The following is a 13,241-nucleotide window of genomic DNA, read 5'->3' as shown; positions in this document are numbered from 1 at the left end:
TTATTGAATTTACATACAGTTATCATTTCTGCAAACAAATAAGTCTAAAAAAAAGCAAAAAGTGAAGATGTTTGAGAGAGAGTTAGCCAGTTAGACTTATTAATTTATTTTTACTTAAAATATTTTCAATTATTAATCATCTCATAAAATGATTGACTTCATGTCAGTGAGCAATCTTTAGCCCATTTTTTCATCCCCCTTACAGTCTGTTATCTCTCAAAGAGAATAAAAAGCCCCGCTAATGCGGTTTTATCAGCCCATTGGCGCATTGACATGATGGCATGATACCCCTGAATCATTGGGCTGCGAGACCGAAAGTGGCAGAAGAGAACGACGACAAAACAGAAGCCCCCACACCCCACCGACTTGAAAAAGCCCGTGAGGATGGGCAGATCCCCCGATCCAGAGAGCTGACGTCCCTGCTGATCCTGGTGGTCGGCGTGTGCATCATCTGGTGGGGCGGGGAGATGCTCGCCCGCAGACTGGCGGGCATGCTCTCTGCTGGCTTACGTTTCGATCACAGCATGGTCAATGACCCCAATCTGATCCTTATTCAAATCATCAATCTAGTGAAAAGCGCGATGATCGCCTTGCTGCCGCTGATCGTGGGCGTGGTCATCGTGGCGCTTGTATCCCCGGTCATGCTCGGTGGCCTGGTGTTCAGCGGTAAATCGCTGCAACCGAAATTCTCTAAGCTCAACCCGCTCCCCGGTATTGCAAAAATGTTCTCCGCGCAAACGGGCGCTGAGTTGCTCAAAGCCATCCTGAAATCGCTTCTTATGGGCGGGACAGCCGGTTTTTTTCTGTGGCACTACTGGCCGGAAATGATGCGCCTGATCAGCGAATCCCCCATGACGGCGATGAAAAATGCCCTGAATCTGGTCGGATTATGCTCGCTGCTGGTGGTGCTCAGCATTATTCCGATGGTGGCGTTCGACGTTATCTTCCAGATCTTTTCCCATATCAAGAAGCTGCGAATGTCGCGTCAGGACATCCGCGATGAATATAAACAGATGGAAGGCGACCCGCACGTCAAGGGCCGTATCCGGCAGATGCAGCGTGCTGCCGCGCGTCGTCGCATGATGGAAGATGTGCCGAAAGCCGATGTGATCGTCACTAACCCGACCCACTACTCCGTCGCGCTACAGTACGACGAAAACAAAATGAGCGCGCCGAAAGTGGTGGCGAAAGGGGCCGGGCTGATTGCGCTGCGCATTCGTGAAATCGCCACGGAAAACCGCGTGCCGATCCTTGAAGCACCGCCGCTGGCCCGTGCGCTGTACCGCCACGCGGAAATTGGACAACAGATCCCGGGCCAGCTCTATGCCGCTGTCGCAGAGGTGCTGGCCTGGGTGTGGCAACTGAAACGCTGGCGTTTAGCTGGCGGTCAACGACCTGTAAAACCTGAGAACCTTCCGGTGCCTGAAGCACTGGATTTTTTGAACGAGAAGGACACTGATGGCTAATCTGGTGGCAATGTTGCGCCTGCCCGGCAACCTGAAAACAACGCAATGGCAGATCCTTGCCGGACCGATTCTGATCCTGCTAATTTTGTCGATGATGGTGCTGCCGTTACCGGCATTTATACTCGACCTGCTTTTCACCTTCAACATTGCGTTGTCCATCATGGTGCTGCTGGTGGCGATGTTTACCCAGCGCACGCTGGAGTTCGCCGCGTTTCCAACGATCCTGCTGTTCACTACGCTGCTGCGCCTCGCGCTGAACGTTGCCTCCACGCGTATCATCCTGATGGAAGGGCACACCGGCGCGGCGGCGGCGGGCAAGGTGGTAGAAGCCTTCGGTCACTTCCTGGTGGGCGGCAACTTCGCCATCGGTATCGTGGTGTTCGTCATTTTGGTGATTATCAACTTTATGGTTATCACTAAAGGTGCAGGGCGTATCGCAGAAGTGGGCGCGCGCTTCGTGCTCGACGGGATGCCGGGCAAGCAGATGGCCATCGACGCCGACCTCAATGCCGGGCTGATCGCGGAAGATGAAGCGAAAAAACGCCGTGCCGAAGTGACCCAGGAGGCTGATTTCTACGGCTCGATGGACGGTGCGAGTAAGTTTGTGCGCGGTGATGCTATCGCGGGCATTCTGATTATGGTGATTAACGTCGTCGGCGGCCTGCTCGTCGGCGTGCTGCAACACGGAATGGACATGGGCCACGCGGCGGAAAGCTATACGCTGCTGACCATCGGTGACGGTCTGGTCGCGCAGATCCCGGCGCTGGTGATCTCCACCGCGGCGGGTGTGATCGTGACTCGCGTCAGCACCGACCAGGACGTAGGCGAGCAGATGGTGGGACAGCTGTTCAGCAACCCGCGCGTTATGCTGCTCTCCGCGGCGGTGCTGGGCCTGCTCGGGCTGGTACCGGGCATGCCAAACCTGGTGTTCCTGCTGTTTACCGCTGGACTGCTGGGGCTTGCCTGGTGGATGCGTGGCCGTGAAACCCAGCCAGCGGCAGAGCCGGCGCCGGTCAAAATGCCTGAGAACACCCAGGCGGTGGAAGCGACCTGGAACGACGTTCAGCTTGAGGATTCTCTGGGGATGGAGGTGGGCTACCGCCTGATCCCAATGGTGGATTTCCAGCAGGATGGTGAACTGCTGGGCCGTATCCGCAGCATTCGTAAAAAATTCGCCCAGGACATGGGCTTCCTGCCGCCGGTGGTTCATATCCGTGACAACATGGATCTGCCCCCCGCACGCTACCGCATCCTGATGAAAGGGGTGGAAATCGGCAGCGGCGACGCGTACCCCGGCCGCTGGCTGGCGATTAACCCCGGCACCGCCGCAGGCACGCTGCCGGGCGAGCCGACGACCGATCCGGCCTTTGGTCTGGCCGCTATCTGGATCGAAAGCGCGCTGAAAGAGCAGGCGCAGATCCAGGGTTACACGGTCGTTGAGGCCAGTACCGTGGTGGCGACGCACCTTAACCACCTGATTGGTCAGTTCTCTGCGGAGCTGTTCGGACGTCAGGAGGCGCAGCAGCTGCTCGACCGCGTAACGCAGGAGATGCCGAAGCTGACCGAAGATTTAGTCCCGGGCGTGCTGACCTTAACCACGCTGCATAAAGTGCTGCAAAACCTGCTCGACGAGAAAGTGCCTATCCGCGATATGCGTACCATCCTCGAAACGCTGGCCGAGCATGCGCCGCTGCAAAGCGATCCGCACGAGCTGACGGCGGTAGTGCGCGTAGCGCTCGGACGCGCCATTACCCAGCAGTGGTTCCCGGGAACCGGCGAAGTGCAGGTAATTGGCCTCGATACGCCGCTTGAACGTCTGCTGCTTCAGGCCCTACAGGGCGGTGGCGGACTGGAGCCAGGCCTGGCGGACAGATTACTGGCGCAAACTCAGGAGGCGCTGGCGCGTCAGGAGATGCTGGGCGCGCCGCCGGTGCTGCTGGTGAATCATGCGCTGCGTCCGCTGCTGTCGCGCTTCCTGCGCCGGAGCCTGAACCAGCTGGTGGTACTGTCGAACATGGAGCTGTCCGATAACCGCAACATCCGCATGACGGCGACCATCGGAGGAAAATAATGCGTAAGTGGCTGTGGATCTTACTTTTTCCGCTGGCGGCGCAGGCCGCAGGCGAGGGGGCATGGCAGGCCAGCAGTATCGGCTTAACGCTCAACCATCGGGGGGAGGCGATCTCCTCCCGTCCGCTGTCGGCCTCTGAGCCCGTTTCCGGGCAGATGACGCTGGTGGCCTGGAATTACACATTGACGGGGCCTACGCCGGCCGGATTACGGGTGCGGCTGTGCTCGCTGACCCGCTGCGCGGAAATCGAGGGGCAAAATGGCACAACCCAGGCCTTAAACGGGGTGTCTGCTCAGGAACCTTTACGCTTTATATGGGAAGTGCCGGGCGGTGGCCGCCTGATCCCAGCGCTTAAAATTCAGCGCAACGAGGTGCTCGTCAACTACCGCTAACTGCCCGCCTTTTCGCCAGTCTTCAGGCATTTCTGAAGGCTGGCTCGCAAAATTGACCTTCCCTTTTGATACAAAAGAAACGCTGTTTTATAAATCAGTGACACGCGTAACGACACTCTTTGCATTTTTGCCATTTGCCACCCGGTGATGGCAGAAACAGAAAGGTTTCACCAGGTCGATACTTTTACTGTAGCCGTGTAAAAACTCCCGGACGAGGTTTGCTTACAGGGAGTCTCCCAAAACTGATTAGGGTTGACGGCAATGAAAACACGAAAAATTGGACTCGCAAATTATCTTGCTTACGGGTCAGGGGACTTCCTCGGGGCGGGGACTACCGCCCTGACGGCCGCCTGGCTTTTGTATTTTTATACCACCTTCTGTGGACTCACACCGATTGAAGCAACCTTTATCTTCGCCGCCGCAAGGGTGCTGGATGCGGTTGTCAGCCCGTTAATGGGCTTTTTAACCGATAACTTTGGTACCACCTGGCTGGGTAAGCGTTTTGGCCGTCGTAAGTTCTTTATTCTGCTCGGTATTCCCTGCGTATTCAGCTATTCGCTGATGTGGGTAGGGGACATGAGCTTCTGGTATTACCTGCTGACTTATCTGATCTTCGATATCGTCTACACCATGATCCTGGTGCCGTACGAAACGCTGGTGCCGGAGATGACGGACGATTTCAAACAGAAAACCAAATTCTCCGGGGCGCGTATCTCCATGGCGCAGATGTCTGCCATTCTCGCCTCCTTCCTGCCGGGGATCCTGCTCACGCAATTTGGCAAAGACAACGCGATCTCCTTCTTCTATGCCAGCCTGGTCTTCTCCGTGCTGTGCGCCCTGATGCTCACTTTTGTCTGGTTCTTTACCTGGGAACGTCCGCGTGAAGAGTGGTCTGAAGCGGCCCTGCGCGCCGAAGAAGAGAAGAAAAAGCTGACCCTGGGCCAGAGCCTGAACCGTCTTTTTGTCGAATTAAGTTCAACGCTGCGTATTAAGATTTTCCGCCAGCACCTTGGCATGTACCTCGGCGGCTATATTGCTCAGGACGTGTTCAACGCCGTCTTCACCTATTACGTGGTGTTTGTGCTAATGCAGGAAGCGTCGATGGCGTCCAACCTGCTGGGCACGATGGCCATCTTCCAGTTCCTCGCCGTGATCGGGATGATCCCGCTGTGCATTCGCTTCGGACCTGCACCGTCTTACCGCATGGTGGTCGTGCTGTTTGGCCTGGCTTCGCTCTCTTACGCGGTGCTTTACTACGCGGGCCTGAGCGACGTATACGCTCTGCTGTTGCTGATCTCTGCAATTGCCGGTCTTGGCCGCGGCGGTATCAACTATGTACCGTGGAATACCTACACCTACATTGCTGACGTGGACGAAGTGATCACCGGTCAGCGTCGCGAAGGGATCTTCGCGGGCATTATGACGTTGACCCGTAAAGCATCTCAGGCCGGCGCGGTGATGCTGGTGGGTATCGTGATGCAGATGTCCGGCTTTGTCAGCGGTCAGAAAGTACAGCCTGCGGAAGTGAGCCATACCATTCTGATGATCCTGAGCGTTGGCACCATTCTGGTGCTGTTCTGCGGCTTCCTGGTCTCCCTGCGCTTCAGGCTCAATTTACAAACCCACAGCACCCTTCGTGAAGAGACCGCGAAAATGCGCGAGTCCGGCCATGCGATGCCGGAGGCGGCGACCCCGCAGGCGCGCGCCACCGTGGAGATGCTGGCCGGTATGCCGTATGAATCCCTGTGGGGCAACAACAATATCGGTTATCTGAATCGCAATAAGCCGGCGGCCCCTTCGCTGAAGGATCGTGCGGTACTGAATTCGACATACAACAGAGGTTAAGATGATGAAAGTTTGGCCTGTCAAACATAGCCCGCTACTGCGTCAGCCTGAGCGCTTTATCGCCAGGGATGAGCTGAAATCGCTCATTCAGAAGGTGACGCATAACCTGGTCAATATCCACGACAAAACGGGTGAGTTTTTGCTGCGGCTGGACGACGGGCGCGTGATCGACACCAAAGGCTGGGCCGGATGGGAGTGGACGCACGGCGTCGGTTTGTACGGTATCTGGCAGTATTACTGCCAGACCGGTGACGAAGGCATGCGCGAGATTATCGACAGCTGGTTTGCTGACCGTTTCGCAGAAGGCGCAACCACCAAAAACGTGAACACCATGTCGCCGTTCCTGACGCTGGCGTACCGCTACGAAGAGACCAAAAACCCGGCATGGCTACCGTGGCTGGAAAGCTGGGCGGAATGGGCGATGAACGAGATGCCGCGCACGGAACATGGGGGCATGCAGCACATCACGCTGGCAGAAGAGAACCATCAACAGATGTGGGACGACACGCTGATGATGACGGTACTGCCGCTGGCGAAAATCGGCAGGCTGCTGAACAAGCCGGAGTACGTAGAGGAGGCGATCTATCAGTTCCTGCTCCACGTGCAGAACCTGATGGACCGGGAGACGGGGCTGTGGTTCCACGGCTGGAATTACGACGGCAACCACAACTTCGCCCGGGCCCGCTGGGCGCGCGGCAACAGCTGGCTGACCATCGTGATCCCGGACTTCCTTGAGCTGGTGGATCTGCCGGAAAACAACCCCGTTCGTCGCTATCTGGTGCAGGTGCTGAATGCGCAGATCGCCGCGCTGGCAAAATGTCAGGACGAGAGCGGGCTGTGGCATACGCTGCTTGACGATCCTGATTCTTATCTGGAGGCGTCGGCCACGGCAGGGTTTGCCTACGGTATCCTGAAGGCCGTGCGCAAGCGTTATGTCGGCGCAGAGTACGCTGAGGTGGCGGAGAAAGCGATTCGCGGTATTGTGCAAAATATCTCGCCGGAAGGGGAGCTGCTGCAAACCTCGTTCGGGACGGGAATGGGCAGCGATCTCGATTTTTATCGTCAAATACCGCTGACGTCGATGCCGTATGGCCAGGCAATGGCGATTCTGTGCCTGACGGAGTATTTACGCAAATATTTCTGACGGCTGCTTAATAATTTCATTACTGCAAAGCCCCTCTTTAAAGGGGCTTTTTTTATAATAACGGCGGGTAAATATAATACGCCATCAATATGATATTCTGCTTATATTTACGACGTGAATAATAGACTTAAAATAAATTCAGGCTATTATTAAAATGTGATTTTCTTCACAAAATGCATGCCGTATTTATCCTATTTTTTAATTGCATTAAGATTTTTCCAATACACATTTAAGGAGTAATGCAATGGAAAATGCAATGGGCAGTATTGTTATTAACCCTTCTGTAAATATGCATGCCGATAAAATGTCGGATGAACATCTTCAAATGTTCGAATCGGTTTTCAATGATATCGACGGCGCGGGCTATACCCCGCTACTGTTTGTTGGTAGCCAGCTCGTGGCTGGCCAGCTGCATACCTTTATTGCGCTTCGCCGTTTCATGCATGCAAAGGGACAAGAAAAATCACTGGTTAAGGTCATTATTTTTCAAAGCCTGAACAATGAGTTGGCTATTCATTCGATCTCAGAATTCTAATCATTTTATTTACGGATAATTATTTAAACTGAAAAGGAAATCATTATGTGGAAATCAGCGAAAAGAGATGAATTTATTCCGTTGGACGCGCCTGTAGCCGGTTATGAAATTGGGGTGCCAGGTATCAAAGGACCTTCACCGTTGTTTATTATTCGCGCAAAACTGAATAATGGGATTCATCCGGGTAAATGGGTGTTCGGCAATACGGCCTGGGTCCCATGGGGAGGGAGCGAGCACCTGTGTAATGAATTTGAAATTTACGTGGGCGCGTTAAAATGGGTAGACGTTAAGGGGAAAAATTTCCCACCGAATGTGGTTGAGGCGGGGCATGAAGCCAATGGTGCTAAGCTCTACGTTGCACGTGCAAAATTCGATAATGGCCTCTTTGTTGGTAAAGCAGGAAGCCACCTCAGCAGAGGATGCTGCATCGGCTATAACGGCAGAGAGTATGAATTAGATACCTTCCAGGTGCTCGTTCACGACTAACCGCAATCAGCCATAAAAAAACCCGGCGCTTGCCGGGTTTCTTTTTTACATACGTTCTACGGTTTCGATACCCAGGGTCTCCAGACCCAGCTTCAGGGTTTTCGCCGTCAACTGCGCCAGCTTCAGGCGACTGTTACGCACCGCTTCGCTCTCGGCAGAGAGGATAGGGCAGTGTTCGTAGAAGCCAGAGAACAGACCGGCCAGATCGTACAGGTAAGCACACATAACGTGCGGCGTACCGTCACGGGCGACAACGGAGAGCGTCTCTTCGAACTGAAGCAGACGTGCGGCCAGCTGTGCTTCCCGGTCTTCGGTAATAGTCACCGGGGCGTTCGCCAGCACGCTTTCGTCGATATTCGCTTTACGGAAGACGGAGAGCACGCGGGTGTAGGCATACTGCATGTAAGGCGCCGTGTTGCCTTCAAATGCCAGCATGTTGTCCCAGTCGAAGATATAGTCGGTGGTACGGTTCTTGGAGAGATCCGCGTATTTCACCGCACCGATACCCACGGCGTTAGCCAGTTTTTCCAGCTCGTCAGCAGGCATATCCGGATTCTTCTCGGCCACCAGGCGACGCGCGCGTTCCAGCGCTTCATCCAGCAGATCGGAAAGCTTCACGGTGCCGCCCGCACGGGTTTTGAACGGCTTACCGTCTTTACCCAGCATCATGCCGAACATGTGGTGTTCCAGCGGCACGCAATCCGGTACGTAGCCCGCTTTACGCACGATCGTCCACGCCTGCATCAGGTGCTGGTGCTGACGGGAGTCGATGTAATACAGCACGCGGTCCGCATGCAGGGTTTCATAACGGTATTTCGCACAGGCGATATCGGTGGTGGTGTACAGATAGCCGCCATCCTTTTTCTGGATGATGACGCCCATCGGTTCGCCTTCCTTGTTTTTGTACTCATCAAGGAATACCACCGTTGCGCCTTCGCTTTCTACCGCCAGATGTTTGGCTTTCAGGTCCGCCACAATGCCTGGCAGCATCGGGTTATACAGGCTTTCACCCATCACGTCGTCGCGGGTCAGGGTCACGTTCAGACGGTTATAGGTGAGCTGGTTCTGGGACATAGTGATGTCCACCAGCTTGCGCCACATCTCGAGGAAGTACGGGTCGCCCCCCTGGAGTTTCACCACGTAGCTGCGCGCGCGCTCGGCGAAGGCTTCGTCTTCGTCATAATATTTTTTGGCTTCACGGTAGAACCCTTCCAGGTCCGCCAGCGCCATTTCGCCTGCATTTTCCTGCTGCTGTTTTTCCAGATACGCGATCAGCATGCCGAACTGAGTGCCCCAGTCGCCTACGTGGTTAGCGCGGATCACCTTGTGCCCCAGGAATTCCAGGGTTCGTACGGCGGCATCACCAATGATGGTGGAGCGCAGGTGGCCGACGTGCATCTCTTTCGCCACGTTTGGCGCAGAGTAGTCAACCACCACGGTCTGCGGCTCTGGCTGAGTCACGCCCAGACGGTCAGACTTCAGCGCCGCGTCAACGTGGCTTGCCAGGAACGCTGGCTCAAGGAAAATGTTGATAAAGCCCGGACCGGCGATTTCGGTTTTGCTGGCGATGCCGGTGAGATCCAGATGCGTCAGTACCTGCTCAGCGAGCTGTCGCGGCGGCATGCCCAGTTTTTTAGCCACTGCCATCACGCCATTAGCCTGATAGTCGCCAAACTGTACTTTTGCTGACTGACGAACCTGTGGTTCGCAATCCGCAGGCGCGCCTGCGGCAATCAGTGCCTGACTGACTTTTTCTGAGAGAAGAGCCTGAATATTCACCTGGATACCTTACATTTTTGATGCGGGTAAAAACGCCCGCGCCAGTTTAAGAATTTAGGGCGGGAGTATACTGCAAATGCCTTCGGGCGTCAGCCCTGCCGGGGCCGAAGATTGTTCAGAATCCAGGCGAAGACGGTATGCATAAACATGCAGTCGAAAAAACCGTGATTCTGCGGTTGGTCGAATGGGGTCAACAGAGTAAATTAGCGGCTTTGCGACACGAGACGAGACTGACCTATGGCGAACTGGCACACCCTTGACGAACTGCATGATATTTCCGCAGATTTACCACGCTTCACCCAGGCGTTCACAGAACTTGCCACCCGTCTCGGGCTGGATATCGCGCCGCTTGACGCCGATCACATTGCTTTGCGCTGCCACCAGAACGCCACCGCCGAACGCTGGCGGCGTGGCTTTGAGCAGTGCGGCGAGCTGCTCTCAGAGAATATCATTAACGGCCGCCCGATTTGCCTGTTCAAACTTCACGAGCCGGTAAGTGTGGCCCACTGGCAATTCACCGTTGTTGAACTGCCCTGGCCGGGAGAAAAACGCTATCCACACGAAGGCTGGGAGCATATCGAAATTGTTCTGCCGGGGGAGCCAGAGACGCTGAACGCGCGTGCGCTGGCGCTGCTCTCTGACGAGGGCTTAAGCCAGCCGGGTATTTTTGTGAAAAGCAGCTCACCAAAAGGCGAGCGCGAACGTTTACCAAACCCTACGCTTGCCGTTACGGACGGGAAAGTGACGGTGAAATTCCATCCCTGGACTATCGAGCAGATCGTCGCCAGCGAAGCGTGAGCGTTGATCCAGACAGGAATCAGGCAACGTGCCACGATGGTGCGTTGAGCGACATTTAAGGAGAGAGATATGGCGCTGCTGGAAATTTGTTGTTACAGCGTGGAGTGTGCCGTCACTGCGCAACGGCAAGGGGCCGATCGCATCGAGCTTTGCGCGGCACCGAAAGAAGGTGGATTAACCCCGTCCTCTGGCGTGCTGAAATCAGCGCGTGAGGCCGTCACCATTCCCGTGCACCCGATTATTCGCCCGCGCGGGGGTGATTTTTGTTATACGGCGGGGGAGTTTAGCGCCATGCTTGAGGATATTGCCCTCGTCCGTGATTCAGGTTTCCCGGGGCTGGTGACCGGCGTGCTGGATGAAGACGGCAACGTCGATCTTCCGCGCATGCGCCAGGTTATGCGCGTTGCCCAGGGAATGGCGGTCACTTTTCATCGTGCGTTCGATATGTGTAAAGATCCGATGCAAGCCTTTGATACGCTGGCAGAACTGGGCGTGGCGCGCGTTCTGACGTCAGGCCAGCAGTCCTCGGCTGAAAAAGGACTGAAATTAATTACGGAACTAAAAGCACATTCCGGTGTTCCAATAATCATGGCGGGCGCGGGAGTACGCGCCAGCAATCTGGAACTGTTTTTAAACGCAGGGGTGGAAGAGCTGCACAGCTCGGCGGGTAAATGGATACCTTCGCCCATGCGTTATCGCAATACAGGGTTGTCAATGTCGACGGATGCTGAAGCGGATGAGTACTCGCGCTACGGTGTGGATGGAGAGTCGGTTGCGGTAATGAAATCGCTGATTGAACGTCATCACGTGTAGCAACGTACCGATTTTTACCGCGCATCATGTCGCCCAATATGATGCTTGCTTGTACCAGGCCCCTGCAATTTCAACAGGGGCCTTTTTTTGTCCTGTGCCCGGTGGCGCTGCGCTTACCGGGCCTACAAAAGCGAGAGCAGGCCGGGTAAGGCGTAGCCGCCACCCGGCTAAAAGATTACGGCTTGGTCGCAATCAGCACCGCACGCATCGGGGCCGGATAACCTTCGATGGTTTTACTGTGATCGTCCGGGTCGAGGAACTGCTCCAGCGATTCGGTGATCATCCAGTCTGTGCGGCGCTGCTCCTCAATCGACGTCACGCACACATCGGCGATGCGTACATCGACAAAGCCACATTTCTCCAGCCAGTTCTTCAGCGCCAGCGCGGAAGGGATGAAGTAAACGTTGCGCATCTGCGCGTAGCGGTCGCCCGGCACCAGAACCGCATGCTCATCGCCTTCGATAACCAGCGTTTCCAGCACCAGCTCGCCGCCGCTGACCAGCTGATCTTTCAGCTGCCACAGATGCTCCAGCGGGGAACGACGATGGTATAGCACGCCCATGGAGAATACGGTATCAAAGGCTTTCAGGGCCGGGAGTTGCTCGATGCCCAGCGGCAGCAGGTGCGCGCGCTGGTCGTTGCCGAGCAGCTTTCGCACGGCTTCAAACTGGCACAGGAACAGCTGCATCGGATCGATACCCACCGCCAGATGCGCGCCCGCGCCGATCATGCGCCACATGTGATAGCCGCTGCCGCAGCCCACGTCCAGAATGGTGCGCCCGCTCAGGTCGGACAGATGAGGCAGAACGCGATCCCACTTCCAGTCGGAACGCCACTCGGTGTTGATGTTCACGCCGTACAGCGAGAACGGCCCTTTGCGCCACGGCATCAGGTTACGCATCAGCGTTTCGATACGGTTAATCTGCCCGGCCGGGAGCGGCGCTTCGCTTTCCGCCGTCACGCTGTGCAGTAAATCCAGACGATGAGGCGTCAGTTCAGGCAGAAACTCCACGGCGTTTGACCACTGCTTCAGCAGGCCATGCTGCTGATCGCGCTGCCAGGTGGCAATTTGCGCAGGCAGGGTCTCCAGCCAGTGGGAGAGGTGGTTTTTGGCAATCAGCTGATAGAAATTACCGAACTCGATCATGCTGCGTCTCCGGCCTTCAGCGCTACCAGAGAGCCAAAGTTAAAGCACTGGAACCACAGTTCGCTGTGTTCGAATCCGGCTTTGTGCAGGCGCGCTTTGTGAGTTTCCACGGAGTCCGTCAGCATCACGTTCTCCAGCATGCTGCGCTTCTGGCTGATCTCCAGCTCGCTGTAGCCGTTCGCACGCTTGAAATCGTGGTGCATGTTAAACAGCAGCTCGCCCACGCTGGCGTCTTCAAAACTGAATTTCTCGGAAAGCACCAGCGCGCCGCCCGGGTTGAGGCCTTGATAAATTTTATCCAGCAGCCGCTGACGGTCGTCCGGCACCAGGAACTGCAAGGTAAAATTCAGTACCACCATCGAGGCGTTCTGGATGTCGATATCGCGAATATCGCCTTCTATTACCTCCACTGGCGTAGGGGCTTTATACGCGTCAATGTGTCGACGGCAGCGTTCAACCATAGCCGGAGAGTTATCGACGGCTACGATCTTGCAGCCTTCCTGATGAACGTTACGGCGGATGGACAACGTTGCCGCACCCAGCGAGCAGCCCAGGTCATAAACCTGCGTGCCGGGTTGAACGAAGCGTTCAGCCAGCATGCCGATCATGGAAATAATATTGGAATAACCGGGAACAGAGCGCTGGATCATATCCGGGAAGACTTCGGCTACCCGTTCATCAAAGGTCCAGTCGCCCAGGCTGGCGATAGGCGCGGAAAAAAGCGTGTCGCGATCTGACATAACGTAAAAATCCGGGAAAAATAAA

General features: G+C 55.6%; 12 protein-coding genes. 9 read left to right on the top strand and 3 right to left on the bottom strand.

The window, feature by feature from the left end; genetic code table 11:
• Positions 1 to 317 precede the first annotated feature (317 nt).
• The 7 genes from flhB to INF58_RS12695 all read left to right on the top strand — a co-directional run bounded on the left by flhB (position 318) and on the right by INF58_RS12695 (position 7,939).
• Positions 318 to 1,466 (top strand): flagellar biosynthesis protein FlhB, encoded by a 1,149-nt coding sequence (gene flhB / locus INF58_RS12725; protein WP_064910429.1) that lies wholly within the window; start codon positions 318 to 320, stop codon positions 1,464 to 1,466.
• Positions 1,459 to 3,537, top strand: a complete 2,079-nt coding sequence (gene flhA / locus INF58_RS12720; protein WP_193527804.1) for a flagellar biosynthesis protein FlhA — start codon at positions 1,459 to 1,461, stop codon at positions 3,535 to 3,537. The genes flhB and flhA overlap by 8 nt, the downstream gene beginning before the upstream one ends.
• Positions 3,537 to 3,929 carry a flagellar protein FlhE gene (locus INF58_RS12715; RefSeq protein WP_107533272.1) on the top strand — a complete coding sequence of 131 codons (393 nt, stop codon included), beginning with the start codon at positions 3,537 to 3,539 and terminating at the stop codon, positions 3,927 to 3,929. The genes flhA and INF58_RS12715 overlap by 1 nt, the downstream gene beginning before the upstream one ends.
• Positions 3,930 to 4,190: 261 nt before the next feature.
• The gene (locus INF58_RS12710; protein WP_063868457.1) at positions 4,191 to 5,774 is read left to right on the top strand and encodes an MFS transporter; all 1,584 of its coding nucleotides are present in this window, start codon (positions 4,191 to 4,193) and stop codon (positions 5,772 to 5,774) included.
• A 4-nt stretch (positions 5,775 to 5,778) separates the two neighbouring features.
• Positions 5,779 to 6,918: a glycoside hydrolase family 105 protein gene (locus INF58_RS12705; protein ID WP_193527822.1), complete on the top strand. Its 1,140-nt coding sequence runs from the start codon at positions 5,779 to 5,781 to the stop codon at positions 6,916 to 6,918.
• A 244-nt stretch (positions 6,919 to 7,162) separates the two neighbouring features.
• The gene (locus tag INF58_RS12700; protein ID WP_028013637.1) at positions 7,163 to 7,453 is read left to right on the top strand and encodes a hypothetical protein; all 291 of its coding nucleotides are present in this window, start codon (positions 7,163 to 7,165) and stop codon (positions 7,451 to 7,453) included.
• Between the two features lie 45 nt (positions 7,454 to 7,498).
• Positions 7,499 to 7,939, top strand: coding sequence for a DUF3421 domain-containing protein (locus INF58_RS12695; protein WP_193037091.1), 441 nt, complete (start codon positions 7,499 to 7,501; stop codon positions 7,937 to 7,939).
• 45 nt (positions 7,940 to 7,984) lie between these two features.
• Here the strand turns inward: INF58_RS12695 and argS are convergent, their stop codons facing one another.
• On the bottom strand, positions 7,985 to 9,718 hold the full coding sequence (gene argS, locus INF58_RS12690) for an arginine--tRNA ligase (RefSeq protein WP_193527803.1): 1,734 nt from the start codon (positions 9,716 to 9,718) through the stop codon (positions 7,985 to 7,987).
• A 237-nt stretch (positions 9,719 to 9,955) separates the two neighbouring features.
• Between argS and INF58_RS12685 the strand changes: the two genes are divergently transcribed.
• Both INF58_RS12685 and cutC read left to right on the top strand, forming a co-directional pair.
• Positions 9,956 to 10,516: a VOC family protein gene (locus INF58_RS12685; RefSeq protein WP_063450119.1), complete on the top strand. Its 561-nt coding sequence runs from the start codon at positions 9,956 to 9,958 to the stop codon at positions 10,514 to 10,516.
• A 69-nt stretch (positions 10,517 to 10,585) separates the two neighbouring features.
• On the top strand, positions 10,586 to 11,329 hold the full coding sequence (gene cutC, locus INF58_RS12680; RefSeq protein WP_193527802.1) for a copper homeostasis protein CutC: 744 nt from the start codon (positions 10,586 to 10,588) through the stop codon (positions 11,327 to 11,329).
• Between the two features lie 175 nt (positions 11,330 to 11,504).
• On the opposite strand, the gene cmoB is transcribed toward cutC, so the two are convergent.
• Positions 11,505 to 12,476, bottom strand: a complete 972-nt coding sequence (cmoB, locus tag INF58_RS12675) for a tRNA 5-methoxyuridine(34)/uridine 5-oxyacetic acid(34) synthase CmoB (RefSeq protein WP_193527801.1) — start codon at positions 12,474 to 12,476, stop codon at positions 11,505 to 11,507.
• Entirely contained in the window at positions 12,473 to 13,216 is a 744-nt protein-coding gene (cmoA, locus tag INF58_RS12670) for a carboxy-S-adenosyl-L-methionine synthase CmoA (protein WP_063868461.1), read from the bottom strand. Before cmoA ends, cmoB begins: the two co-directional genes overlap by 4 nt.
• Positions 13,217 to 13,241 lie beyond the last annotated feature (25 nt).

This window comes from Enterobacter cloacae complex sp. P24RS, from assembly GCF_014982165.1.
GTDB lineage: Bacteria > Pseudomonadota > Gammaproteobacteria > Enterobacterales > Enterobacteriaceae > Enterobacter > Enterobacter quasihormaechei.
This window is presented reverse-complemented; position numbering and strand designations above follow the sequence as displayed.